A 24,878-nucleotide genomic window follows, 5' to 3' on the forward strand; every position below is an offset into this window, starting at 1 on the left:
CCGCCGCGGAAATCAGGGCTTCGCGGGGATCCTGCCGACCACCTTGGCGGAGCCGGGCGGCAACGACGCGGCCGGAGCTTCGCCGGGCGTGTTCTCCGCCGCTTCGACCTTCATCGAGCTTCGCCCCTCGAGAATGCCGCCCTCTTCGATGATCAGCGCCTTGGCGTGGACCGTGCCTTCGACCCGCCCGTGCGGGTGAATCGAGAGACGTCGCGACGCGAAGACCTCGCCTTTCACCAGCCCCGAGACGAACAGCCGGCCGACACGAATCTCGCCATCGATCTCGCCGCGCTCGCCGACCACCAGATCGCCGTCCGAGACCACCTTGCCGACCACCTTGCCGTCGACGCGGAACGACTGCTCGAACTTGAGCTCGCCTTCGAAATGGCTGCCGACATCGAGGAAGCCGGAGAGATCCCCAGGGGAGGACTTGCCGCGAAAGTTCATTTCCCATCTCCTGTCGGTCCGGTCGGTCCGGTCGTTTGTGTGATCCGCTCGTAGATGCGGATCAACTCCTCTTCTGAATGAAAGTGAATTCGAATCGTACCGCCTTTGCCGCGCCGGTCGATCTCGACCCGGGTCTGCAGCTTCTGGGTGAGGCGCTCGGCGGCCGCCGCAGCGTGCGGCTCGGGGCTCTTTTTCGCAGCCTTGGCGCCTTTCGCTCCCGGACGCTTGCCGCTCGCGAGCTCCTCCATGCTGCGCGCCGACAGGCCCTCGTGCAGGGCGCGCTCGGCCAGCTCCTGCTGGCGTTCGGGATCGGTGATGCCCAGGAGTGGCCGAACCTGCCCGGCGGTGAGCCGCCCGGAGCGCAGAAAGTCCTGGATCGCCGCCGGAAGCTTCAGCAGGCGCAGGGTATTGGTGACGGCCGGTCGCCCCTTGCCGACCCGGGTCGCGATCTCCTCCTGCGACAGATTGAAGTTCTCCTGGAGCGTCCGGTAGGCCTCGGCCTCTTCCATCGGGTTCAAGTCAGAACGCTGCAGGTTCTCGACCAGGGCGAGCTCGAGCATCTCGCGGTCATCGCGCACCTGGCGGATCACCACAGGCACGATCGTGAGCCCGGCGCGCTGCGCCGCGCGCCACCGCCGCTCGCCGGCGACGATCGTATAAGTCCCTTTTCCTGTTGGACTTACAATTAGCGGTTGGATGAGTCCCTGGGTCCGGATCGAAGCCGCCAGCTCTTCGAGCCGGGAATCGTCGAACTCGGTCCGCGGTTGCAGACGATTGGGGTGGATCTGGCTGATGGGGAGGGTGCGCGCATCCTCCTCTGTCGCAATCAAGGCGGAAAGACCGCGTCCGAGCCCGCGCTTCTTGTCGTTCATCTGGATCGCCTCAAGAGCTCCCTCGCCACGGCCAGATAGGCTTCCGCCCCCCGGCTCTTGATGTCGTACTGCAGGATGGAAAGACCGTGACTCGGCGCTTCGGCGAGCCGCACGTTCCTCGGCACGACCGCCTCGAAGACCTTCCCCGGGAAGTGCTCCCGGACCTCGCGCTCGACGTCGCGCGTGAGCTTCATTCGATCGTCATACATGGTGAGCAGGATGCCGGCAACTTCGAGCCTGGGATTGAGAGCGCTGGTCACCCGCCGGATCGTGGACAGCAGCTCGCTCATCCCTTCGAGTGCGAAGTACTCGCACTGCAGCGGCACGAGGACGCCCGTCGCTGCCACCAGCGCCTGGATGGTCAGGTGGCCGAGCGATGGCGGACAGTCGAACAGGATGAAGTCGTAGCGCTCGCTGACCGTCGCGAGCCGCTGGCGCAGGACCGTCTCCCAGCCTTCGAACCCGACGAACTCGACTTCGGCGCCGACCAGGTCGCGGTCGGCGGGCAGAAGGTCGAGGAACGGAAATCCGGTCGTCAGGATGGCCGACTCGATCGGACTCTCCCCCACCAGGACATGGTAGAGGTGCGGTGAGCGTGCGGTCTGGCCGAGTCCGCGGGTGGCATTGCCCTGCGGGTCCGCGTCGACCAGTAGGACGCGCTTCTCGAGCGCCGCCAGGCCGGCGGCGAGGCTGATCGCGGTGGTGGTTTTTCCGACCCCGCCCTTCTGATTGGCGATGGCGAAGATCTCGGTCATGGCGTGTCTGGCGAACCGGTCGGCAAGCAATACTCCCGCAGGTATCGGTGACTCCCGGAGAGCGCCAAGGTCCGCCCGGCGACGAACGGCGCGGGCGGGGGCTCGGCGACCTCACCGCTCCAGAGCAGGACCTGGGCTCCCGGTGCGAGATGCGGCACAAGGGCGGACCAGGTCTTCGCTTCGAGACGCAGCGCCCGAACGGTGACGACATCGATCTGCCCAAGGAGGTCGATTCGGTCGCTCCGGTCGGGGTTGTCCGCGAGAGAACGCACGGAAACTCTAGCATTCAGGCACCGGCACGACAATCGCGCGCGGCGCGCGGCGTTGGTGAGAAAAGCCCACTTGCGCTCCCGTGCTTCGACCAGGGTGACGTCGAGATCGGGCCTCGCGGCGGCGAGGATCCAACCCGGGAAGCCGGCGCCGGAGCCGAGGTCGAGCAGGCGACCGCCGGCCCTGGCGGCGCCCGGCGCCGGGAGCCAGGGCAGCGCCATCAGCGACTCGGCGTAATGGCGCTCGAGAAGCTCGCCGGCAGCGCCCGGACCGATGAGGGCGATCGTTCCGGCCCAGCGGCGGAGCTCTTCGTAGTGCACATGGAGGCGCTGCAGGGTCTCCGGAGAGAGCGGAGCCTGCGTGACGGTGCCGCCCGGCCAGTGGACTGCAAGTCCGCGAACGAAGGCGGTCGCGGTCAGAGCTGGCAATTCAGGCATTTCAGGCATGGCGTGGGTCTCGGGCTCTACGGGATGTTTCACGTGAAACATCTGCGGGCCAGACCGCGGACGGCGCGGCCCGCGGCGCTCTCAGTCTGCCCGCGAAGGGGCCGCAGGAGAGATCCGGACTCGCTTCTCGGCGCCATAGCCTTCGCTCGCGGTGGCCACGCGCGGGTCGTCCACCAGAGCCAGGTGCACGATGCGCCGGTCGGCCGACGACAGCGGCTCGAGCAGCGCCGCTTCGCCACTCGCAATGACCTGTTCGGCAGTGCGCTCGGCCAGGGCCCGGAGCTCGAGCTCGCGCGCGCTGCGCAGGCCAGCGCCTTCCACCCGGCAGCGCACCATGCGCCCGGTAAGGCCCCGGATGGCGCGCGGCGCCAACTGCTCCAGATCGTCCAGGAACTCCTCCCCCAGGTCGCCGAGGAGCTCTTCGTCCTTGCCGCTGAGCGCGATGACCAGGCGATCCGGTCGCCGTTCGACCTTCGCGGCGAGCTCGAGGCCGGCCAGCGCCAGGAGACGGCTCATTGCGGCGGCCGCCGCCAACTCCGACTCTTCGTCTGGCGGCAGAAACGGCTCCACGGAACCCGCGGCGGGACGCGACGGGTTCTGCGCCCCGGGTGCCATCGGCGGCATCGCGGGATGTGCGGCGGAGGGGACCGGCGGCTGCGGCGGCCGGGGCGGGCGCGGGCTTTCCGGGCGCGGGGCCGGGCCTGGGGGTGCCGAGGCGGCGGGCGCGGCGAGGGCTCCCGGCGCGACCGCAGGTGCCGTTGCCGGGCGCCCCTCGCCGCGCGGGCGCAGTGGCGCTGCGGGATCGACCTCCACGATGAACCGCCGGACCCGGGTCACGAAGCCGTGACGCTTGTCACGCAGCCGATAGGCCAACTCGTCCGGCGACAGGCCGTGGTAGCGGGCCGCCGCCATAAGGGCCTGCGGCAGGGTGTTGCCGGCAAAGAAGCGTCGCGTCTTCATGAGCCCGTCCCCTTGCGGCCGCCACCTTTGGCGGTCACGACCTCGACCTTCGGCTCGTGATCCTTGATCGAGTTGTAGATCTTCTGCTGGGCGATGGTCAGGATGTTGTTGGTCAGCCAATAGAGCACCAGACCGCTCGCGAAGCCGAGCGAGAAGATCGTGAAGACCACCGGCAGGAACTGCATGAGCCGCTTCTGTACCGGATCGGGCGGCGCCGGGGTCATGCGCTGCTGAATGATCTGCGACAGCCCCATGACGATCGGCAGGACGTAGTAGGGGTCCGATGCGGTCAGATCGTGGATCCAACCGATCCAGGGCGACCGCCAGAGCTCGACGGCCGAAGAGAGCAGGCTGTAGAAGGCGAAAAACACCGGTAGCTGAATGAGCATCGGAAAGCAGCCGCCCGCCGGGTTGACCCCTTCGGAACGGTAGAGACCCATGATCTCTTCGTTCATCTGGCGCTGGGCGTCGGAGTTGAAGCGCCCGTTCTTGTCGCGGAGCTTCCCTTTCCAGCGCTCCCGCACCGCCTGCATCTTCGGGTTGAGCAGCTGCATCTTGCGCATCGACTTGAACGCCGAGATCGAGAGCGGCAGGAGCACGATCTTCAGCACGATCGTCAGCAGCACGATCGCCCAGCCGTAGTTCGAAACCACGTTGGCGTAGATCCACTGCAGGCTGTAGAGCAGCGGGCGGGCAAGAAAGCCGAACATGCCCAGCTGCACCGTCTTGTCGAGGCCGTACGGCATCGCCGTGAGCCGGTCGAGCTGCTTCGAGCCCCAATAGGAGGTGGCCGCGAGGCGGCCCTGCCGGGCCTCGATCTCGAGCGTGAAGTCACGCGCCAGATCCTTGTCGGTGGCCGCGATCTCCGCCGGAGGGGCCGGTACGGGTCGGGCGTCGAAGGTGCGCTCCTCGCCGGCCGGAACCAGCAGCACCGGGCGGAAGCGCGCCTTCGCCACCGGCTCGAGCGGCACCACGGCGGTGAGGAAGTAGGTGTCCTCGAGGCCGACCCAGTTGAGGGTTTCGCCGGGGAGCTCGAGGAGCTCGTTGGCCTTCGCCGGGTCGTGCGTCTCGACCTCTCCGGCAGCGCTCCAGACCGCCCGGCGAAGCTCGAACCGGCTGGCGAGCTCTTCCGCCGTCCGCGCCCGCAGGCCCGGACCGAGCAGGAGGTTGAAGCCCGGCAGGGCCGGCGCGGCGACGACGATCTCCATGCGACCGTCGGGGCCGAGGAGGAAACTCTTCTCCACCTCACCCTGGCCGTCGCGATACTGGAAGCGCAGCCGCTCGCCCTCCTTCGTCGTTTCGCGCGTCGCAACGAAGAGCGCGCCGTTCGCGGCGAGCGACTCGCCGCCCGGACCGAGCAGCGCAAACGGCAGCGGGCCCTCCTTGCGCGGCGCGACCAGTTCGAGCTCACCGCCCGGCGAGCCGGCCGCACCGTTCATGCCCTTGACCCGAAGCGAAACCAGCGTGGCGCCACGGTTGCTGAACTCGGCGCGCAGCGCGTCGTTCTCGAGCACCTCGCGGCGTTCTTCGGTGGCCGCGACCGGAGGCAGGACCGGAGCCGCCGGGGTGACCCCGGCGTTCGCGGCGCTTGCGGCGGCGGGATCGCTCGCCGGGGCGCCGGTCGCAGCCGCGGCGGTGCCAGGAAGCGTCGCGCCGCCCGAGGGTGCGGTGGCGGACGCCCCCGCAGCCGGAGCACTGACTGCGGGTCGCGGCGGCGGGGTCGCCTCCGGCGGCGGGAAGAGCATCTGCCAGACGAACAGGACCGCCATCGACAGGACGGCGGCAATCAGAAGGCGCTTGTTGTCCACGAGTCTCGGGCTCCAGAAAAGGTCAGCGACGGCCCGAGGCGGGCAAGTCGATACCGCCGGCGCCGAACGGCTGGCACCGTGCCAGCCGAACGACGGCGCTCACAAAACCGCGCCAGAGGCCCTGTTCGATGAGGGCCAGGCGGGCATATTCAGAACAGGTCGGAGAGAACCGGCAGGCCGGCGGCAAGAGCGGCGAAAGCCAGCGCTTGTAGCCGAGCAGAAGGGCGATCAGCAGACGCCTCATGCCCGGCCTTTCGGCAGCAGGCTCGCCAGGAGGCGCTCGAGCTCGCGGCGAAATTCGATGAAGGTCGAGTCGGCCGCTCCGGGTTTGAAGTGGGCAATCAGGTCGTTCGCAGGGAGTCGGTGCCGCTCGGGCCAGCGCCGGTAGATCTCCCGCGCCCAACGCTTCAGACGGTGCCGCTCGACGGCGCCGCCGACCTTGCGGCTCGCGGTCTGGCCGAAGCGCGGGGAACCCTGCTCGTTGGTCACGCTGTGGAGGACGAGAAAGGCTCCGCCCTTGCGCCGACCCTCGGCGTAACAGCGGCGGTAATCGTTGGTTTTGCGAAGGGTCTGGCTACGCCTGAATCGCTCGCTGGCCCGGCCCTCTCGAGCCTGCTGAATCTCGCCAGCCAGCGGTGTCTGCGGGGGCTCCGGGTGCTGCGGGTCGCCTGCCGGCACCACGAAAGCGGTCAGACCGTGAGGCGCTTGCGACCCTTGCGGCGGCGACGAGAAAGGACCTTGCGGCCGTTCTTGGTGCTCATGCGCTCGCGAAAGCCGTGCGTCTTCTTGCGGCGGCGATTGTTGGGTTGAAACGTGCGCTTCACGGATGTCCACCTTTCGTTCGAGCCTCTGCGGCCGTCAGCATCGTCGGGGAGCCATTGGAACGGTCATCCCACCCTCTAATAGAGCCGCGCGAGGCCGCCCTACCGCGTTCCGAGCCGCCTATTCTAAGCCAGGGGCGGCCCGGGGTCAAAGCACTGTATGTGGATGTGGCAGGCCCCAACGACCAGACATCTTGTGGCTGCCGGGAAATCGATGGCGGAGAGGGTGGGATTCGAACCCACGGTACCCTTGCGGGCACAACGGTTTTCGAGACCGTCCCGATCGGCCACTCTGGCACCTCTCCGGTAGAGTTACTGCTTGCTTGGCGGAGAGGGTGGGATTCGAACCCACGGTAGAGTTTCCCCTACACACGCTTTCCAAGCGTGCTCCTTAAGCCACTCGGACACCTCTCCGTTCACTGCCGACGTCTCAAAGAACCCCTGGCCCCGAGGCCAGGCCCGTCTCTTCCTGCTGACCGCTGCGCCGCCCGCTAGTTGCGCAGTCCGGCGAAAAACCCCCGCAACAGCGCGCTCGACTCCTCGGCGAGGACTCCCCCCCGCACTTCGAGGCGATGATTCAACCGCGGGTGCCGCACCAGATCGCCCAGCGATTCGGGCGATCCACAAAAGCCGCCCTTCGGGTCCGCCGCGCCGAAGACCACCCGTCGAAGCCTCGCCAAGACCGCCGCCCCGGCGCACATGGCGCAGGGTTCGAGGGTGACGTAAAGGGTGCAGCCGGCCAGGCGCCAGGCGGCGAGCTTCGCCGCCGCCTCGCGGATGGCTTCCATCTCGGCATGCGCGGTCGGATCGCGATCGAGCTCCCGCCGGTTCTGCCCCGACCCGACGAGCTCGCCTTCGCCCGTCACGACCAGCGCCCCGACCGGAACCTCTCCCAGCGCGGCAGCCTGCCCGGCCAGGACGAGCGCGTCCCTCATCCACCGTTCGTCCTGCGCGGAAAGAGCCGCTTCGACCGTCAAACCCGACAATTCTAGCGCAAGAGCGCCGCGGCGCGCTCGCCGCCCGTCCGGCGCCCGCCTGGCGCCCGGAGGACCGGCAGACCGTGGCACGCCGCCAAAAGGCACATCCTCGGCTTTACAGCGCCGCCCGCGGCCATTACGATGCGATCGACCGAGCCGGAAGCGAAGGGTTCAGGTCCTGTGCATCGAACGGTTCCGAACCTCGTCAGGCCCGGAAGGGAGCAGCGATAAGGTCCTCGCTTCGGGTGCCGCAGGAGTGCCGGAACCCTTCGCCTCCGGCTCGACACAATTCCATGGCCTACCAGGTTCTCGCCCGCAAGTGGCGCCCGCAGGACTTCGCGTCGCTCATCGGCCAACAGGCCGTCGTGACGGCGCTTTCGAACGCGCTGCGCGAGGGCCGCATCGCGCAGGCGTATCTGTTCTCCGGCATCCGCGGCGTCGGCAAGACGACCGCCGCGCGCGTCTTCGCGAAGGCGCTCAACTGCGAGCGTGGCACCGCGAACGGGCCGTGCAACGAGTGCCCGACATGCCAGCAGATCACCAAGGGCGCCGACATGGACGTGCTCGAGATCGACGCCGCGACCTACTCGAAAGTCGAGCAGGTGCGCGAGCTCGCCGAGAGCCTGAAGTACGGGCCGGCGCGCGATCGCTACAAGGTCGTCGTGCTCGACGAAGTTCACCGCCTGTCGCGCCAGGCCTTCGACGCGCTGCTGAAGATCGTCGAAGAACCGCCGCCGCGCCTGGTCTTCATCTTCGCCACCACCGAGATCGAAGCCGTGCCGGCGACGATCCTCTCGCGCTGCCAGGAGTTCCACTTCCGCCGGGTCTCGAACGTCGAGGCGGTCGCACACCTGCGCCACATCTGCACCGCGGAGAAGATCGAGGCGAGCGACGCGGCGCTCGCACTGCTCGCCCGCGCCGGCGAGGGTAGCGTCCGTGACTGCGTCGCGCTGCTCGACCAGCTCGCCACCTTCGGCAACGGCGTGGTCGACGAGCAGGAGGCCATCCGCCTGCTCGGCGGCATCGACCTGGCGCTTTTCCAGAGAGCCCTCGTCGGCATCCTCGCCGGCGACACACTGGCCGTTTCGCGCCTCGCCGTGGAGGTCGAAGAGAACGGCTGGGACCCGCGTACGGTGCACGCCCACTTCCTCTCCTTCTGTCGCGACGCCCTGCATCTGGCGCTGGGCGCGGGCGGCGCTGGCGCCGATACCGGGGAGGCGGTGGCTCTCCCCGCCGAAGAGCGCAAGGCGCTCTCCGAAATCGCCCGGCGCGCCGGGTACGAGAATCTCCTGCGTCTCCTGCACCATCTCTTGGGCAGCGAGAGCGCGATCCGCCGCAGCGAGGCGGGGGCGCTGGCACTGGAGATCGCCTGGCTGCGGGCGGCCGAGTTGCCGCGCCTGGTGGCAATCGAGCGCTATCTGGCCGGCGGCGTCGCGGCGCCAGCGTCGGCGCCGACGGCGACGCCGCGGGCCGCCGCGACATCGGCACCGCCCGCCCACGCACCGGAGCCGACGCCCCGCAGGGCCGAACCCGCCACCGCGGCGCGCTCCGCGCCCAGCCCCCCGAGTCCGCCGCTCGCCCCGCTCGCTCCGGCAAGGTCGCCGGCGACGACGGCGGTGCCCGCAGACGAGACCCCCGACGCCGCGCGCCGCGGGCCGGTCGCGCAGGAGAAGGGGCTGCCTGCGAACGCAATCCTGCGGCCCTTCCTCGAGCAGTTGGTGCTCCGCCGCCCGACTCTCGCCGCGCTGCTCGAGGACCCCGCGGCCCTCGCCTGGGACGAAACCCTGCGCACGCTGGTGGTCCACCCGGCGTCGGATTTCGCCGCCTCCTCCCTCAACCGCAACCGCGAGCTCCTCTGCGCCGCCGCCGTCGCGGCGTTCGGCGAGGGTGTCCAGGTTCGCTTCGCGCCGCCGGAATCGCGCACCGCTTCTGCCCACGCCGGGCCGGCAGCCGGCGCCGACGCTGACGCCGCGCGGCACGCCGAAGAGCGCAAGATCCAGGTCGTCGACCATCCGCGGGTGCAGGCGGTGCTCGAGATCTTCGGCGGCGCCGTCGCCCGGGTCGAGGCGCCGACACCCCCGGCGCCTTCGGCCGAAGAGCTGCCGGACGACGAAACTTCCACTTCCGAGGATCCCTTTCGATGAACATCCAGAAGCTCATGAAGCAGGCGCAACAGATGCAGGAGAAGATGCAGCGCGAGCTCGCCGAGCTCGTCGTCGAGGCGACCGCCGGCGGCGGCATGGTGACCGTCCAGATGAGTGGCCACAAACACCTGCTGGCGGTGAAGATCGACCCCGAGGTCATGGACCCCGCCGACCCGTCGATGCTGCAGGACCTGGTGCTCGCGGCGGTGAACGAGGCGACACGCAAGGTGGACGAGGCGATGCAATCGAAGCTCGGCGCCTTCTCCGGCGGCCTGCCGGGGATGATGTAGCGGCCGGGCGGCGCACCCCGCCGCTGGCTCGTTCGCTCCCGTCCTCCCCATGCCCGATCCCCTTCAGACGCTGATCTCGGAGCTCGCCCGGTTGCCCGGGATCGGACCGAAGACCGCCACGCGCCTGGCGCACCATCTCCTGCGCGTGCCGCTCGAGCAGGCGCGCCGGCTCGCCGACGCGGTGATCGAGGTCAAGGAGAAGCTCTTCCACTGCTCGCTCTGCAACGCCATCACCGCCGAGGAGCCTTGCCGCATCTGCAGCGATCCGACCCGCGACCGCACGCGCATCTGCGTGGTCGAGGAGCCGTTCAACATTCAGCCGCTCGAACGCACGAGCGAATTCCACGGTCTCTACCACGTGCTCCTGGGCAGCCTCTCGCCCCAGCGCGGAATCGGTCCGTCGGAGCTGCGCATCGACGGACTCCTCGCCCGGCTGGATGGCCCGCCCCGGATCGCCGAGGTGATCGTGGCGACCAACCCCAATGTCGAAGGCGAGGCCACGGCGCTCTACCTCGCGCGCCTCCTCAAAGCGCGGGTGGAACGGGTCTCGCGTCTCGCTTTCGGGATGCCGGTCGGCGGGGACATCGAGTACACCGACGAAGTCACCCTCGGCCGCTCCCTCGCCGGCCGGCGTGACATCTAGATGGAACCCGTGCTTCCTCGAGGAGACCTCCTGCCGGAGCTCCTCACTCCGCTTCCCGGCCCGGTGAGCCGCGAGCTTTCGCGCACGCTTGCCGGATGCGAAGCGCCGGGGATCAACACCCTGGGCGGTGCCGACGAGCCCGCCCTGGTGTGGCGGGCGGCGTGTGGCGCCAACGTTCTCGACGTCGACGGCAACCGCTTCCTCGACCTCACCTCGGGCTTCGGCGCTGCGGCCATCGGTCACCGCCATCCGCGCGTCGTCGCGGAGATCACCCGCCAGGCGGGCGATCTCCTGCACGGCCTCGGCGATGTCGCCGCACACCCGGCCCGGATCGACCTCGCCGCCCGCCTCTGCGCCCTCGCACCGGTCGATTCGCCGCGCGTCCACTTCGCCGTCTCCGGCGCCGATGCGGTCGAAATCGCCTGGAAGACCGCACTTCTCGCCTCCGGCAGGTCTCGCCTCCTCGCCTTCGATCCCGGCTACCACGGCCTCTCCTTCGGTGCGCTCGCCGCGACTTCCCGCCGCGAGTTCCGCGCGCCGTTCCTCGACCAGCTCTCCTCGCACGTCGACCGGCTACCGTTCGCCTGTCCGCTCGCGCTGGTAGCGGAACATCTCGACTCGTCCACGGCCGCGGTGATCGTCGAGCCGATCGTGGGACGGGAGGGGGTTCTCGTGCCGCCCGAAGGCTGGCTCTCCGGACTCGCGCGGCTTTGCCGCGAGGCCGGCGCCGCCTTGATCCTCGACGAGATCCTCACCGGTTTCGGTCGCACCGGCCGCGACTTCGCCTGCGATCACGAAGCCGTGCGCCCGGATCTCCTGTGCTGCGGCAAGGCTCTCGGCGGTGGCTTGCCGATTGCGGCGGTCGTCGGCCGGGCCGACCTGATGGAGGCCTGGCGCCGCGGCGGCGAGGCCCTCCACACCGGGACCTTCGTCGCCCATCCGCTCGCCTGCGCCGCAGCGCTCGCCACCCTCGACGTCATCGCGCAAGAGCAGCTCGCCCGTCGCGCCGTCGAGATCGGCCGGCGCATCGCCGCGGCGCTCGCGAGTGCGCTGCCGGCCCGCTCCTGCCTGCGCGGTCGCGGCGCCCTGTGGGGTTTGGAGCTGCCCGACGCCGAGAGCGCCGCGAGGCTCGTCGACCGGCTCCGCCAGCGTGGCCTGCTCGCGCTGCGCGGCGGCCCTTCGGGCCGGGTCGTGGAGCTCCTGCCGCCGCTCGTCATCACCCCTGCCCAGCTCGACTTCGCGCTCGCCGTTCTCGGCGAGGCGCTCGCGGAGGTTTCGGAGCCAGCGGAGCCGGCGGCCACCGAGGCTACCGAGCGATGACGCCCGCCTCTCTCAAGTTCGCTTTCATCGGCAGCCACGGCGTCGGCAAGACGACCCTCTGCTACGGCCTCGCCGCCCGCCTGAAGCGCCGCGACGTGGCGCTCGAGATCGTCCACGAGGTGGCGCGGCGCTGCCCGCTGCCGATCAACTCCGGGACCACCGCCGAGGCACAGCGCTGGATCCTGCACACCCAGATCGCCGAGGAGATCCTCGCCTCGGCGCGTTACCCGGTGGTGCTCTGCGACCGCAGCGTCCTCGACAACTACGTCTACTTCCTGCTCGCCGCCGGCTCCGACCCGGCGCTCGACCGCCTGGTCTCCGACTGGCTCGCCGGCTACGACCTGCTGATCCAGGTACCGATCCTCGAAGCACCCCGGGCCGACGGCATCCGCGCCGCCGACCCGAACTTCCAGCGCGCCGTCGACCTCCGCCTGCGCGCCGAGGTGGCGGCGCGCGGAATCGCGACCCTCGACCTCGAGGCGGCGCGCTCCGCCGATTGGCTCGAAGAGGTCGAAGCCCACGCCCTGCGCCGGCTCCGCCCCGCCCAGCTCGAGCTGCTCTAGCGTTCGATCGGCGTCGCCGGCCGCATCGGGCCGAGCGCCGCGTCGCCGGGATAGAGGACACGCTCGAGAAAGAGGCCCGAAGGCGGCGCGGTCGTCTCCGCCGGCTGGAACTGCGCCGGCTTGGACGGATCGAGCAGTCCTTCGAGCGCCGCGAGGGTCAGGGTGCCACCGCCCACCTCGACCAGCGCGCCGACGATCCGCCGCACCATCTTCCACAGGAAGTGCGACGCCACGACGCGCACCAGGATGAGCTCGCCCGCGACCTCCACCTCGCAGCGCTCCACGACCACGATGGTCGAAGTCTGCTCGAGCGGCTTCTCGCAGAAGCGGGCGAAATCGTGCCGTCCGGCGAGGAGCTGGGCCGCGGCGCGCATCGCACCGACATCGAGCGGCCGGCGCACCCACCAGACGAAGCGCTTGGCGAGCGCCGTCCGCCGCCGTGAGATCTGGTAGAGGTAGCTGCGCGAGGTCGCGGTGTGGCGGGCGTGAAAGCGGTCGCCGGCCGGCTCGATCGACAGCAGGTGGATGTCGGCCGGGAGCGCTTCGTTGACGGCGCGCAAGATCTCTTCCCGGCGCAGCTTCCCGGCAGTCTTCACGTGCGCCACCTGCGCCAGGGCGTGCACGCCGGCGTCGGTCCGGCCCGAGCCTGCGAGCTCCACCTTCTCTCCCGCGGCCGCTTCGAAGGCCTGCCGCACCTCGCCGGCGACGGTGCGGGCGTTCTTCTGCTCCTGCCACCCGCGGTAGCGGGTTCCTTCGTATTCGAGGGTCAGACGATAGGTGGGCATTTGGACGCTAGAATAGCCGTACTTTGGGACTCGCTTCGCGGCTCGCTCAGATTCCGCTCTTCGCGCACTTCCGCGCGCCGGAGATCGAAGCGCTCGCCGCCTGCGCCGTCGGGCGTGCTTATGCCGCCCAGGCGGGCATCCTCCGCCAGGGTGAGCCGACGTTGGATGTCTACGTCGTGGATCGCGGCCTGGTCGACATCCAGCGCACCACGCCCTACGGCCAGTTCACCATCGCGCAGCTGGGCAGCGGCCAGCTCTTCGGCGAGACCAGCTTCGTCGACTCGAGCACGCGCTCGGGCGACGCGGTCGCGCACACCGAGACGGCGCTCGTCGCGCTGCAATCGGCGCCGACGCGCGACCTCATCGCACGCGACAAGCGCGTCGCGGTGGCGCTCTACTGGGCGTTCTGGAAAAGCCTCTCGGCGAAGCTGCGCAGCACCAACGAGCAGCTCGGCCGCTTCTTCTCGCAGGGTCCCAGATCCGCCGTCGAGAAGCCCCCGCTCTCGAAGTCGCTGACCGGCGAGTTCCGGCTCGACATCGCGGCCAAGCGCGATCTGTTCGCCGAACAGAAACTCTCGCCGCTCGAAATCAACTTCCTGACCTCGCTCTCCAAGGAGCGCAAGCTCAAAGGCGGCCAGATCGTCTTTCACGAGGGTGATCCGGGTGACGCCATGTACGTCGTGCTCGAGGGGCGGATCCTGATCAGCAAGTTCATCCCCGGCGCCGGCGAAGAGGCCCTGGCGTTTCTCGAACGCGGCGACTACTTCGGCGAGATGGCCTTGATCGACAGCGCGCCGCGCTCGGCGCAGGCGCGGGCCCACGACGGCGGCGCTGTGGTGCTGGCGATTCCGGCCGAAGTAGTGGCGGGGATCCTCGACGTCCGCAAAGTCTCGTCGCTGCCGCTGCTCAAGATCCTCTGTGGCCTGGTCGCGAAGCGCCTGCGCGAGGTCGACGACAAGATCGTCGGCTGGTACATCCTCTCCGGCGGCGAGTCGAATCAGGTCGGCTGACTCGCGGCGCGCGCCAGGACCTTTCTCGCCACGCCGGTGAGCGGCAAGCCGCCGGCCGCCTCGCGGCCCCACCAGTGAAGGTCCGCGGTCGCCGCGCCGTCGCTCGCGCGAGCGCTACCGCCGACCACACCGGGCTCGGCCCCCGCTCCCTCAGCGAGCGTATCGCTCTCGACCCCAGCACCCTCCCCGGCCGGCGCATACACCGCTCGCCGCACCTCGATCGCGAAGCTGCGCGTGGTGATGGCGTGGCGCAGCCGGGTGACCTCCGCGCCGAGCGTCCAGAAGCCGCCGAAGGCTGCCGCCAGCTGCGCTTCGGGCGCCGCCGGCCCGCCCAGGTCGACCGCCGGAAAATCCCACAGCCCGGCGAGCTGCCCGGCGGACGGGCTCCGCCTGAAGAGCAGAACCCTTCCCCTCACCTCAACGAAGGCCACGAGCTGGCGGACGCGTTCAGCAGCGGGGCGCGGCTCGCTCGCCGGAAAGCTCTCCGCCGCTGCGAGCGCGCGGGCCTGACAACCTTCGGCCAGCGGGCAGACGGTGCAGCGCGGGGACCGCGGCGTGCAGACGGTCGCACCGAGCTCCATCAGGGCCTGGTTGCTGTCGCCTGGGCGGGCCGGGTCGAGAAAGCCCGCCGCGATAGCGAGCAGGGCGCTGCGGTCGCTCCGGCGCTTCGCCCCGGCGCTCCTGGCGGCGTAGCGGCAGACGACGCGCTCGACGTTGCCGTCGAGCACCGGAACCACTTCGGCGAAGGCGATGCTGGCGATCGCCGCCGCGGTGTAGGGCCCGATCCCCGGCAGGAGCTCGAGCTCGCGGGCCGTGCGGGGAAGGGCGCCGCCTTCGGCGACGATCGTCCTCGCCGCCGCCAGCAGCGCGCGGCAGCGCCGGTAGTATCCAAGCCCCGACCAGAGGGCGAGGACCTCGGCCTCGTCGGCCTCCGCCAGACTCGCGACGTCGGGAAAGCGCGCCAGGAAGCGCAGGTAGTAGGGCCTCGCGGTCTCGACCCGGGTCTGCTGGAGCATGATCTCTGAAATCCAGACGCCGTAGGGGTCGACGACCGGAAAACTGGACGCGCCCGGCGGGCTGTCCTCCCGGCGCCAGGGGAGGGCCCGCTTGTGGCGGTCGAACCAGGCCAGGAGTGCCTCACCGGGCTGCATGTTTGGCAGTGTATCCGCCCGGCATCGGCCGCTATTGGGGATAAATTCGCGAAAACGGCCAAATCGACCGGCCGCCAGAAAGGAATCGGCCCCGGTCGAAACCGGGGCCGAAGAAAAGAACCGCATGCGGGAGGTTCCGAGTTGGTTGGCTCTTAAGTGGCTATACCCCTGTTACTTAGGGGATCTAGGCGGGGCTTGAAGAGGGGTGGAGATCAACCGGATCTCGAAACTTCTGGGTGGGGTGATATTGGGGAAGTGGAACCTCCTCGCGCACGGTGATGACTCTGCTCTAACTGGTTAGCAAAACGGGTGCCAGTCCCCGCTTATTCCTGATCCCCCCTCCTTGCCCCAAGGGGCAGCGTTCTGGCGCGCGCGTCACCTTCGAAGTCCGGCGCCCACCGGCAGCGGCGCCGCGCAGGCCGCTCCCAGGCCGCCGCGAGCCGCCCGGCCGCGCAGAACGCGCTATCTTCCGGGGTTGGAGAATCGTCACCAATGCGAAGGCTCTTCTTTCTTCTGCTCCTCGTCACCCTGGTCGGTCTCGTCGTCGCTGGCGGCAGCTACCTCTTGCTGCAGCGCGCAGAGGCGCCCGGCTGGGGCAGCGACAAGATCCTCACTCTCACCCTCGACCGGCCGCTGCGCGAACAGGCCCTCGAGCCCACCTTGCCGTTCCTGGATCCCGAGGAGCAGGCCTCGCTCGCCCTGCTTTACCGCGGATTTCTCGCCGCCCGCACCGATCCGTCCGTGGTCGGCGTCGCGCTCTACATTCAGGACGCCTCCTTCGGCCTGGCCAAGGCGCAGGAGTTTCGCCGCCAGATCGCCGAGCTCGACAAGGCCGGCAAGCCCGTCCACTGCTTTCTCGAGACGGCCGGCGAAGGCGGCAACGGGACGCTCGAGTACTACCTCGCCTCGGCCTGCACGTCGCTCGCCCTTGCCCCGGCGGGCGAGATCAACCTGCTTGGCCTCTACGCTGACGGTCTCTTCCTGCGTGGCGGGCTCGAGAAGCTCCGCATCGAGCCGAGCTTCCTGACCGCCGGCGAGTTCAAGAGCGCCGCCGAGATCTTCACCGAAGTCCGCCATTCGCCGGCCGCGAAGGTCGCGCTCGACGCCCTGCTCGACAGCTTCTTCAGCCAGATCGTCGACGGGATCGCGGCCGCGCGCGAACGCGATGCCGAGACGGTCCGGGCCTGGGTGGACGCCGCGCCCGTCTCTGCCGCGGAGGCCCTCGAGAAGGGCCTGGTCGACGAGCTCGCCTACCCGGACGAGTTCCGCGACGGCCTCGACGCGCTCGGCGACGGCGCCGGGGAGGATGCCGAGCGCGTCGATTTCCTCGACTACGCGCGCGGTGTGAGCCGCCACCTCGCGGGCGGCAAGCGCATCGCCGTGCTCTTCGCCCAGGGCGCCATCGTGCGCGGCGGCAGCGGGGGGGACTCGTTCGCGAGCGAGTCCTTCCTGGGCTCCGACGACATGGCCGGGGAGCTGCGCGCGCTCGCCGACGACGACTCGGTGGTGGCGGTCGTGCTGCGCATCGACAGCCCGGGCGGCTCGGCCCTCGCCTCTGACCTGATCCTGCGCGAGGTCGAGCAGCTGCGCGCCAGGAAACCGGTCGTCGCCTCGATGTCCGACGTCGCCGCCTCGGGCGGTTATTACATCGCCGCCCGCGCCACCCGGATCGTCGCCGAGCCGGCGACGATCACCGGCTCGATCGGCGTCGTGACGGGCAAGCTCGCGACCGGCCGCTTTCAGGAGGAGCTTCTGGGCATCACCCACGATCCCCTGCAGCGCGGCGCCAACGCCGACCTCTACTCCGGTCTCAAGCCGTTCGACGAGCGCCAGACCGCGGTGCTGCGGCGCCGCGTGAACGAGATCTACGGCCGCTTCCTCGACCATGTCGCGGAGGGCCGCAAACTCTCGCGCGCCGCCGTCGAGGCGGTCGCCGAAGGACGGGTCTGGACCGGCGCGGACGCCCTGGCCGTCGGCCTCGTCGACGAGCTGGGCGGGATCGACCGCGCCATCGCTCTGGCTCGCGAGCAGGCGGAGGTGCCGGAGTCCGACCGTCTGCCGCTGGTCTTCCTGCCCAAGCCGCCGAGCTTCTGGGAGCTCTTCTCCACCGACTCCGGCCCCGGCCTCGAGGCCCGCCTGCTGGCTCTCGTCGAGGCCCGCCTGGCCGGTGAGCTGGCCGGCCGCCTGGGGGCGCGCTACGGCGCGGCGCTGCCGCCCCCGGTCGCCCGCCCCCGCCTCGAGCTCGAGATCGACGGCGGCTGGCAGGCGCTCGCCCAGGGACTATGAGGCCGCGGAACCCGTCTCGCTACCTGCGATATAGTCCAGCTCCCAGTTCCGACGGAGCTCTGCGCCCCGAAAAAGATTTCCGCAAACTGTGGAAAACCTGTTGATTTTCAAGCCCCCTCCGTGCCTTCACCCTCCTCCCCCCCCGACAACGGCTACTGGCCCCGCTTGCAGGAACGCCTGCGCGCCATCCTCGAGCCCGAAGAGTTCGGCACCTGGTTCGCGCCGCTCGTCCTCAAGAGCGAAGGCGAAACCGGAGTCGTCCTGGTCGCTCCCAACGAACGCTTCGTCCACACTCTCGAAGAGAGCTTTCGCGAAACGCTCGATCGCGAGTCCGGACTGCTGTTCGATGAGTTCTTCTCGGTCTCCGTGGTCGCGGAGGAGGTCGCGCGCAGCGGCCCTTCCGGCGGCGCGGGGCTCGGCTCCCCGGGGCCTTCGGTCCCGACCGGAGACCGGCTCAACCCGAAGTACACCTTCGAGACCTTCGTCGTCGGCAACTCGAACCAGTTCGCGCATGCCGCAGCCCGGGCGGTCGCCGAGAGCCCCGCGCACAGCTACAACCCGCTTTTCCTCTACGGCGGCGTCGGTCTCGGCAAGACCCATCTCCTGCACGCCATCGGGCACCAGGTCCTGCGCCGCCGGCCGGAGCTCAAGGTCCTCTATTTCACCGCCGAACAGTTCGTCAATCAGCTGATCAACTCGCTGCGCTTCAAGTCGATGCACTCCTTCCGCGAGCGCTATCGCTCGATCGACGTCCTGCTGGTGGACGACATCCAGTTCCTGGCCAACAAGGAGCGCACGCAGGAGGAGTTCTTCCACACTTTCAACACCCTCTACACCAGTCAGCGCCAGATCATCCTCTCCTCCGACTCGTCACCGCGGAACATCCCGGCGATCGAGGAGCGCCTGCGGTCGCGTTTCGAGTGGGGCCTGATCGCCGACATCCAGGCGCCGGATCTCGAGACCAAGGTGGCGATCCTGCGCCGCAAGGCCGATCAGGACGGCGTCGCCCTGCCGGACGACGTCGCGCTGTTCATCGCCTATCAGGTGAAATCGAACGTCCGCGAGCTCGAAGGAATGCTCAACCGGGTGGTCGCCTTCTCCTCGTTGACCGCGAAACCCCTGTCGCTCGAGCTCGCCAAGGAGACGCTCAAGGACATCCTCCCCGAGGAGGGCCGGCGCGCCACCGCCGCCGACATCATCAAGTTCGTCGCCCGGCACTACGGGCTCAAGGTCAGCGAGATCAAGTCGAAGTCGAACTCGAAGCAGATCGCCTTCCCGCGCCAGGTGGCGATGTTCCTCTGCAAGGAGCTGACCGACCTCTCCTACCCGGAGATCGGCCGCCAGTTCAACGACAAGCATCATTCGACGGTGATGTACTCGGTCGACAAGATCCTCAAGTTGAGGGCGACCGACGCCGAGCTCGAGCGGACTCTCGACGGTATGACCAAGCACCTCGGCTGAAGCCCCGGCACTCTCGCTGCCCCTGCCGGAGAAGCTGCGGAAAACCGGTGGAGACACTGCGCAAATCCCAGCGCGGCTCTTTTTTCCGCCGCTCTTCGAGCGCTCTCCACAGGTCCGCTTCCACAGCCCTACCCGGTGGAGCGCCTTTCCTGGCGGGCCTCGAGCGAGCTTTCCGCAGATCCGCCGGGAACGACGTACGACTACGGCTATGTTATGTTTTCCCCTCCTAGTACCCGGAGCCTTTAGCGGAGAAACAAGCTATGGAACTACGCCTTCGGCGTGACCTCTTCCTCGCAGAACTCAGTCCGATGCAGGGGATCGTCGAACGTCGCACGACGATCCCGGTGCTGTCGCACATCCTCCTCAAAGCCTCGGGCAAGAGCCTTCAACTCGCGGCCACGGATCTCGATGTCTCGCTGACCAGCGCGGTCCCCGCGGAGGTCGAGAGCGAAGGGGCGCTCGCCGTCCAGGCGAAGAAGTTCACCGAGATCGTGCGCTCCGTGGTTGCCGAAGAGGTGAGGCTCAAGGTCGAGGACGAGCGGACTCTCCTCATCCAGGCGGGCAAGGCGCGATTCCGGATGCACGGTCTGCCGGCGGCCGACTTCCCGTCGCTGCCGACGGTCGAGGGCAAGCCGAAGATGGAGGTACCGCTCGGGAGCCTGCGCCGACTGGTCGGGAAGATCCTCTTCGCCGTCTCGGGTGAAGACTCGCGCTTCCAGCTCTCCGGGGCGCTGCTCAAGATCAAGGCGAAGTCGGTCGAGTTGGTGGCCACCGACGGCCACCGCCTGGCCCTCATCGAGTCGCCGCACGAGTTCAAAGGCGCCGTGGAGGATGCTGTTCTGGTGCCGCGCAAGGCGCTCCAGGAACTGATGCGCATGGAGGGCGAAGGCAATGTCCTCTTCCGGCGCGGTGAGCACCACCTGTCGTTCTCCGTCGGCGGGCGCGAGATGACCTGCCGGGTGCTCGAGGGAAGTTTCCCCGACTACGACCGGGTGATTTCACGCGGCAACGACAAGAAGGCGGTTCTCGACAGGAAGCCGCTGGCCGAAGCCGTGCGCCGCGTGGCGATCATGACCGGCGAAAGGAATCGTGGGGTGCGCCTCGAGTTCTCCGGTGGCGAGCTCGCCATCGCGGCCGCCAATCCCGACCTCGGCGACGCCAGCGAGAGCCTCGGTTGCGAGGTCACCGGCGGCGACATCAAGATCGGCCTCAATCCCGACTATCTGGGCCACTTCCTCGACGCGGTCGAGACCGACAAGGTGCTGCTCGAGTTGAAGGACGAAAACAGCCAGTGCGTCGGCTCGCCGCAGCCGGAAGAGGGCAAAGGGGTGGCCGGAGAGCGCTACCTCTGCGTCATCATGCCGATGCGCATCTGAAGCCCGCGTCGGCAGCCTCTCCGGCAGTGCAGACGGAAGCTCCACTCGAGACGCCCGCGACGAGAGAAGAACCCGGCGCGCTCCGCCGCCTTCGTCTGGCGCGTTTTCGCAGCCTTGCGCCGACCGACTGGCACCCCGCAGGCGGCTGGAATCTCGTTCATGGCGCCAACGGCTCCGGCAAGAGCAGCCTCCTCGAAGCGCTCTACCTCGTCGCCACCGGCAAGAGTTTTCGCACCGCCAACCTGAGCGAGTGCTGCTCGCGCTCTGGCCCGGGTGAGGCGGGCTTTCTCGTGCGAGCCGAGGTCGAACGCGAAGGCTCCTGGGACCTCGCGGTGGTCTTTTCCGAGGGCAGCAGGAGCTTGAGCCTCCAGGACAAGCCGTCGGCGCTCGCCGCCCACCTGGCGCTCTTGCCGGTCGTCGTCTGGAGCGAGGCCGAGCGCGAGCTCGTGGCCGGTCCGGCGGCGGCGCGCCGCCGCTTCCTCGACCGCGCGGCGCTGCTGCTCCAGCCCGCGCGCCTCGCCGAGCACGCCGAGCTCCACCGTGTGCTGGCGCAGAAGCGCCATCTCCTGGCCGGCAACGCCAGAGCGGGGAGACACGCCGGGGCTGCCGAGCTCACTGCGTGGAACGAGCTCCTGGCGCCCCTCATCGCGCGCCGCGCGCAAGCCCGGGCCGAGCTCGTGCAGCGCCTTGGGGGCGCCGCGACCGCACTCCTTGCGGCCCACGGCGCGGACCTGCCGCCGCTCGAGCTCACCTATCAGCCATCGCCCCCCGAGGCGCCCGAGGGTAGCGCCGCGGTGGCTGCGGCGCTCGACCGGGCCGTCGCGCGCGAGCGCGAGCGCGGCCAGCCGCTCCTCGGGCCGCAACGCGACCGCGTCGAGATCGCCATGGACGCCGCCGCGGCGCGCCGCTTTGCTTCGGCCGGAGAGCGCAAGGTCGTGGCCCTGGCGCTCCTCGCCGGCCTCACGAGCCTCCTCGTCGCCGCCGGTCGCGGGCCGCTCGTACTCCTCGACGATCTCGACGCCGAGCTCGACCGCTCGCGGCTCGCTCTCGCGGCGGCGCTCTTCGCCGGCCAGGCGCAGACGATCGCCACGACCAGCCGGCCGGAGCTCTTCGGCGCATCGCCCTCGGGACCGCGCTGGGGCCTCGCGAAGGGCGTTCTGGGCCCCGGCTGAGAGGGTCGCGCCGCCGCCCCGGGGCGGGTACCGGCGCGAGTCGTAAGAGAGCCGCAACACGGCCGCACAGGAAGCCGGCGAGCGCGCCCATAAACGTCTTGTTTTCAACGCTTTGCTGCTTGTTTGACAGGGCGGCCATGTGATACAGTTTTGCGGTTCGACAAGCCTCCGGAGAACCCCACTTTGGCCAAGCCTCAAACCCCCCAGCAAGCCTCCTATACCGCCGAGGACATCAAGGTCCTCAAAGGGCTCGAAGCGGTCCGCAAGCGCCCCGGTATGTACATCGGCGACACCGACGACGCCTCGGGCCTGCACCACATGGTCTTCGAGCTCGTCGACAACTCGATCGACGAGGTCCAGGCCGGCTACGCGACCGCAGTCGAGGTCACGATCCACTCCGACAACAGCGTCACGGTGGAGGACGACGGGCGCGGTATTCCGGTCGACCTGCACAAGGGCGAGAACCGCTCGGCCGCCGAAGTGATCATGACGGAGCTCCACTCCGGCGGTAAGTTCGACAACAACGTCTACAAAGTCTCGGGAGGCCTCCACGGCGTCGGCGTCTCGGTGGTGAACGCGCTCTCGGTGCTCCTCGAGCTCGAGATCAAGCGCGACGGCCAGGTCTGGTTCCAGACCTTTCGCCGCGGCAAGCCAGACTCGCCGATCGCCGCGATCGGCAAGTCGAAGAAGACCGGCACCAAGGTGCGCTTCATCCCCGACAACGAGATCTTCACGGTGCTCGAGTTCAGCTTCGACACTCTCGCCCAGCGCCTGCGCGAGCAGGCGTTCCTCAACAAGGGCGTGAAGATCCACCTGAAGGACGAACGCACGGACAAGGAGACCTCGTTCGAGTATGCGGGCGGCATCGCCTCGTTCGTCGAGCATCTCAACAAGAACAAGAGCGCGCTGCATCCGAAACCGATCTACTTCGAGGAGGTCAAGAAGGACGCCGGCCCCGAGGAGCGCTGCGAGGTCGCGCTGCAGTGGAACGACAGCTACGGCGAGCAGATCTACTCGTTCACCAACACGATCAACAACCGCGACGGCGGCACCCACCTCGAGGGCTTCAAGGCGGCGCTGACGCGCACGATCAACTCCTACGCCCAGAACTCCGGGCTCTCGAAGCAGCTGAAAGAGACGACGCTCTCGGGCGACGACGTGCGCGAAGGTCTGACCGCCGTGGTCTCGGTGCGGATCCACGATCCGAAGTTCTCCTCCCAGACCAAGGACCGCCTGGTCTCCTCCGAGATCAAGGGCTGGGTGCAGCAGGTGATGAACGACAAGCTCGGCACCTTCTTCGAGGAAAATCCCGGGGTAGCGAAGCGGATCATCGAAAAGTGCGTCGACGCCGCCCGGGCCAGAGAGGCTGCCCGCAAGGCTCGCGAGCTCACGCGTAGAAAGGGCGTTCTGGACGCCTCGAACCTGCCCGGCAAGCTCGCCGACTGCTCGGAGAGGAACCCCGAGTTCGCCGAGCTCTTCCTGGTCGAGGGCGACAGCGCCGGCGGCACCGCGAAGATGGGGCGCGACCGGAAGTTCCAGGCGATCCTGCCGCTCCGCGGCAAGATCCTGAACGTCGAGAAGGCGCGCTTCGACAAGATGCTGGGCTCCGAGGAGATCAAGACGATCATCACGGCGCTCGGCACGAGCATCGGCCGCGAAGACTTCGACATCCTGAAGCTGCGATACCACAAGCTCATCATCATGTGCGACGCCGACGTCGACGGCTCGCACATCCGCACGCTGATCCTCACCTTCTTCTACCGCCAGATGGGCGAGCTCATCAGGCGCGGCCACCTCTACATCGCGCAGCCGCCGCTCTACAAGGTCGCCGAAGGCAAGCGCGACAGCTACCTGAAGGACGACCGCGAGTATCGGGCGTTCCGGGTCGAGCGGATCCAGAACGGCTGGGAGCTCACCCTCGACGGCGGGAAGCCCATGCGCGGACCGAAGCTCGGCCAGTTCATCGAGCGCGTCGAGGCGTTCCGCGAGAATTTGGCGAAGCTCACCGACCGCGGCTTTCCGGAAGACGCCCTGCGCGTCGCGCTCCTGGGCGGTCTCACCGACAAGAAGGCGCTCGCCGACAAGGCGAAGCTGCGCGAAGTGGCGCACATCATCGAGGCCTCGGGCTTCATGGGGGTCGAGGTCGCAGAGGACGTCGAGCACGGCACCGGCATCATCTCGTTCCGCTCGCGGCGCGACGGCGTCGACCGCGACGTGCGGATCGACTGGAACCTGCTGACCTCGGCCGAGTACCGCCAGTTGGCCGGCAACACCTACGGCATTGAAGCCATCGCCGCCAAGCACTTCGCGGTGCGCAAGGTCGAAGAGCCCGGCTCGAAGAAGGAGGCGGCGGACGCCACCGAGCACGAGACCCTCGACGAGGCGATGGCCAAGCTCTACACCGGCGCCGAGAAGGGCCTCTCGATCCAGCGCTACAAGGGCCTCGGAGAGATGAACGCCGAACAGCTCTGGGAGACCACCATGGACCCCCAGCGCCGCCGCCTCCTCCAGGTCCGAGTCGAAGACGACATCGAAGCCGACGGCATCTTCACCATCCTCATGGGCGACCAGGTCGAACCCCGCCGCCAGTTCATCGAACAAAACGCCCTGAACGTGAAGAACCTCGACGTGTGACGTGCCGGAGATCAGTCGCTTTCTTGGAATCGTGATTGGAATGTTCTATCGGGAGCACGCGCCGCCGCACTTCCATGCCGTCTACGGTTCCTACGAGATCACGGTAGGAATCGAGAGCGGGGTCGTGCGCGGTGAGTTTCCGACGCGAGCCCTCCGTCATGTGCTGGACTGGAGCGCACAGCACAAAGAGGAGCTCATGGAGAACTGGGAAAAGGCGCGCAAGTTCGAGGCGCTCTCGCCGGTCGAGCCGCTGGAGTGACCATGTTCCCTCGCCCGACGGAAGTACGCTATCTCGAAGGTTACCGCTTCTGGTTGCGCTTCGATGATGGGGTCGAAGGTGAAATCGACCTCGCCGGCGAGTTGGGAGGCAAGATCTTCGAGCCTCTTCTCGACACCGATTTGTTCGCGCAGCTCTCGCTCCATCCAGAGTTCAGAACGGTCGTCTGGCCGAACGGGGCCGATCTCGCGCCCGAGTTCCTCCACGACCGACTGACGAGCCGACGCTCTGAGGTAGCCGAGCCTTGAAGCAGCACATGGTTGGACTCTTGCTGAAGAGGACTGAATGACCGAGAACACGATGCTTCCTTTCGAGCGGCCGGTGCAGGTCGATATCGAAGAGGAGATGAAGAGGAGTTACCTGGATTACGCGATGAGCGTGATCATCGGCAGAGCCCTGCCGGACGTGCG

The 24,878-nt window shown here is 68.7% G+C and carries 25 protein-coding genes, 2 tRNA genes and 1 other RNA gene; 14 read left to right on the plus strand and 14 right to left on the minus strand.

The annotated features are described in order from the left end of the window. Nucleotides 1-12: 12 nt before the first annotated feature. The 12 genes from KBI44_05470 to tadA all read right to left on the minus strand — a co-directional run bounded on the left by KBI44_05470 (nt 13) and on the right by tadA (nt 7,461). Nucleotides 13-447 (minus strand): polymer-forming cytoskeletal protein, encoded by a 435-nt coding sequence (locus KBI44_05470; protein MBP9143915.1) that lies wholly within the window; start codon nt 445-447, stop codon nt 13-15. Further along, nucleotides 444-1,319 carry a ParB/RepB/Spo0J family partition protein gene (locus KBI44_05475; GenBank protein ID MBP9143916.1) on the minus strand — a complete coding sequence of 292 codons (876 nt, stop codon included), beginning with the start codon at nt 1,317-1,319 and terminating at the stop codon, nt 444-446. Before KBI44_05475 ends, KBI44_05470 begins: the two co-directional genes overlap by 4 nt. Continuing rightward, a complete protein-coding gene (locus KBI44_05480) occupies nt 1,316-2,074 on the minus strand; it encodes a ParA family protein (GenBank protein MBP9143917.1) in 759 nt (252 codons plus the stop codon). The genes KBI44_05475 and KBI44_05480 overlap by 4 nt, the downstream gene beginning before the upstream one ends. After that, nucleotides 2,071-2,781, minus strand: a complete 711-nt coding sequence (locus KBI44_05485) for a class I SAM-dependent methyltransferase (protein ID MBP9143918.1) — start codon at nt 2,779-2,781, stop codon at nt 2,071-2,073. The genes KBI44_05480 and KBI44_05485 overlap by 4 nt, the downstream gene beginning before the upstream one ends. 90 nt (nt 2,782-2,871) lie before the next feature. After that, nucleotides 2,872-3,750 carry a hypothetical protein gene (locus KBI44_05490; GenBank protein ID MBP9143919.1) on the minus strand — a complete coding sequence of 293 codons (879 nt, stop codon included), beginning with the start codon at nt 3,748-3,750 and terminating at the stop codon, nt 2,872-2,874. After that, entirely contained in the window at nt 3,747-5,558 is a 1,812-nt protein-coding gene (gene yidC, locus KBI44_05495) for a membrane protein insertase YidC (GenBank protein ID MBP9143920.1), read from the minus strand. The genes KBI44_05490 and yidC overlap by 4 nt, the downstream gene beginning before the upstream one ends. Before the next feature lie 22 nt (nt 5,559-5,580). After that, nucleotides 5,581-5,802 (minus strand): membrane protein insertion efficiency factor YidD, encoded by a 222-nt coding sequence (gene yidD, locus KBI44_05500; GenBank protein ID MBP9143921.1) that lies wholly within the window; start codon nt 5,800-5,802, stop codon nt 5,581-5,583. After that, entirely contained in the window at nt 5,799-6,236 is a 438-nt protein-coding gene (gene rnpA / locus KBI44_05505) for a ribonuclease P protein component (protein MBP9143922.1), read from the minus strand. Before rnpA ends, yidD begins: the two co-directional genes overlap by 4 nt. Before the next feature lie 11 nt (nt 6,237-6,247). Beyond that, on the minus strand, nt 6,248-6,382 hold the full coding sequence (gene rpmH / locus KBI44_05510; protein ID MBP9143923.1) for a 50S ribosomal protein L34: 135 nt from the start codon (nt 6,380-6,382) through the stop codon (nt 6,248-6,250). Between the two features lie 212 nt (nt 6,383-6,594). Next, a tRNA-Ser gene (locus KBI44_05515) sits at nt 6,595-6,684 on the minus strand. Between the two features lie 19 nt (nt 6,685-6,703). Then, a tRNA-Ser gene (locus KBI44_05520) sits at nt 6,704-6,793 on the minus strand. A gap of 77 nt (nt 6,794-6,870) precedes the next feature. Next, on the minus strand, nt 6,871-7,461 hold the full coding sequence (gene tadA, locus KBI44_05525) for a tRNA adenosine(34) deaminase TadA (protein MBP9143924.1): 591 nt from the start codon (nt 7,459-7,461) through the stop codon (nt 6,871-6,873). Between the two features lie 64 nt (nt 7,462-7,525). Here tadA and ffs point away from each other — a divergent pair. The 6 genes from ffs (at nt 7,526) to KBI44_05555 (ending at nt 12,316) form a co-directional block, all read left to right on the plus strand. After that, nucleotides 7,526-7,625, plus strand: an RNA gene (gene ffs / locus KBI44_05530) — signal recognition particle sRNA small type. 24 nt (nt 7,626-7,649) lie between these two features. After that, nucleotides 7,650-9,500: a DNA polymerase III subunit gamma/tau gene (gene dnaX, locus KBI44_05535; GenBank protein ID MBP9143925.1), complete on the plus strand. Its 1,851-nt coding sequence runs from the start codon at nt 7,650-7,652 to the stop codon at nt 9,498-9,500. Next, on the plus strand, nt 9,497-9,790 hold the full coding sequence (locus tag KBI44_05540) for a YbaB/EbfC family nucleoid-associated protein (GenBank protein ID MBP9143926.1): 294 nt from the start codon (nt 9,497-9,499) through the stop codon (nt 9,788-9,790). Before dnaX ends, KBI44_05540 begins: the two co-directional genes overlap by 4 nt. Before the next feature lie 49 nt (nt 9,791-9,839). Further along, complete coding sequence (gene recR, locus KBI44_05545) at nt 9,840-10,433, plus strand: recombination protein RecR (GenBank protein MBP9143927.1); 594 nt, start codon at nt 9,840-9,842, stop codon at nt 10,431-10,433. A 9-nt stretch (nt 10,434-10,442) separates the two neighbouring features. After that, nucleotides 10,443-11,753 carry an aspartate aminotransferase family protein gene (locus tag KBI44_05550; GenBank protein ID MBP9143928.1) on the plus strand — a complete coding sequence of 437 codons (1,311 nt, stop codon included), beginning with the start codon at nt 10,443-10,445 and terminating at the stop codon, nt 11,751-11,753. Next, nucleotides 11,750-12,316: an ATP-binding protein gene (locus tag KBI44_05555; GenBank protein ID MBP9143929.1), complete on the plus strand. Its 567-nt coding sequence runs from the start codon at nt 11,750-11,752 to the stop codon at nt 12,314-12,316. Before KBI44_05550 ends, KBI44_05555 begins: the two co-directional genes overlap by 4 nt. Here KBI44_05555 and truA read toward each other — a convergent pair. Next, the gene (gene truA / locus KBI44_05560) at nt 12,313-13,101 is read right to left on the minus strand and encodes a tRNA pseudouridine(38-40) synthase TruA (protein ID MBP9143930.1); all 789 of its coding nucleotides are present in this window, start codon (nt 13,099-13,101) and stop codon (nt 12,313-12,315) included. The two genes, KBI44_05555 and truA, sit on opposite strands and share 4 nt — an antisense overlap. Before the next feature lie 23 nt (nt 13,102-13,124). Between truA and KBI44_05565 the strand changes: the two genes are divergently transcribed. Then, entirely contained in the window at nt 13,125-14,111 is a 987-nt protein-coding gene (locus KBI44_05565; protein MBP9143931.1) for a cyclic nucleotide-binding domain-containing protein, read from the plus strand. Here KBI44_05565 and KBI44_05570 read toward each other — a convergent pair. Next, the gene (locus KBI44_05570; GenBank protein ID MBP9143932.1) at nt 14,099-15,262 is read right to left on the minus strand and encodes an A/G-specific adenine glycosylase; all 1,164 of its coding nucleotides are present in this window, start codon (nt 15,260-15,262) and stop codon (nt 14,099-14,101) included. The two genes, KBI44_05565 and KBI44_05570, sit on opposite strands and share 13 nt — an antisense overlap. A gap of 492 nt (nt 15,263-15,754) precedes the next feature. On the opposite strand from KBI44_05570, the gene sppA reads away from it, so the two are divergent. The 7 genes from sppA to KBI44_05605 all read left to right on the plus strand — a co-directional run bounded on the left by sppA (nt 15,755) and on the right by KBI44_05605 (nt 24,716). After that, entirely contained in the window at nt 15,755-17,548 is a 1,794-nt protein-coding gene (sppA, locus tag KBI44_05575; protein ID MBP9143933.1) for a signal peptide peptidase SppA, read from the plus strand. 165 nt (nt 17,549-17,713) lie between these two features. Beyond that, nucleotides 17,714-19,009 carry a chromosomal replication initiator protein DnaA gene (dnaA, locus tag KBI44_05580; GenBank protein MBP9143934.1) on the plus strand — a complete coding sequence of 432 codons (1,296 nt, stop codon included), beginning with the start codon at nt 17,714-17,716 and terminating at the stop codon, nt 19,007-19,009. Between the two features lie 260 nt (nt 19,010-19,269). Then, nucleotides 19,270-20,385 (plus strand): DNA polymerase III subunit beta, encoded by a 1,116-nt coding sequence (dnaN, locus tag KBI44_05585; GenBank protein MBP9143935.1) that lies wholly within the window; start codon nt 19,270-19,272, stop codon nt 20,383-20,385. A gap of 26 nt (nt 20,386-20,411) precedes the next feature. Further along, nucleotides 20,412-21,557 carry a DNA replication and repair protein RecF gene (gene recF / locus KBI44_05590; protein MBP9143936.1) on the plus strand — a complete coding sequence of 382 codons (1,146 nt, stop codon included), beginning with the start codon at nt 20,412-20,414 and terminating at the stop codon, nt 21,555-21,557. Between the two features lie 183 nt (nt 21,558-21,740). After that, nucleotides 21,741-24,191 (plus strand): DNA topoisomerase (ATP-hydrolyzing) subunit B, encoded by a 2,451-nt coding sequence (gene gyrB, locus KBI44_05595; GenBank protein ID MBP9143937.1) that lies wholly within the window; start codon nt 21,741-21,743, stop codon nt 24,189-24,191. 1 nt (nt 24,192) lies between these two features. Then, nucleotides 24,193-24,450, plus strand: a complete 258-nt coding sequence (locus KBI44_05600) for a DUF4160 domain-containing protein (GenBank protein MBP9143938.1) — start codon at nt 24,193-24,195, stop codon at nt 24,448-24,450. A 2-nt stretch (nt 24,451-24,452) separates the two neighbouring features. Beyond that, nucleotides 24,453-24,716, plus strand: coding sequence for a DUF2442 domain-containing protein (locus tag KBI44_05605; GenBank protein MBP9143939.1), 264 nt, complete (start codon nt 24,453-24,455; stop codon nt 24,714-24,716). Nucleotides 24,717-24,878: the final 162 nt, after the last annotated feature.

It is taken from the genome of Thermoanaerobaculia bacterium, from assembly GCA_018057705.1.
Taxonomy (GTDB): Bacteria; Acidobacteriota; Thermoanaerobaculia; order Multivoradales; family JAGPDF01; genus JAGPDF01.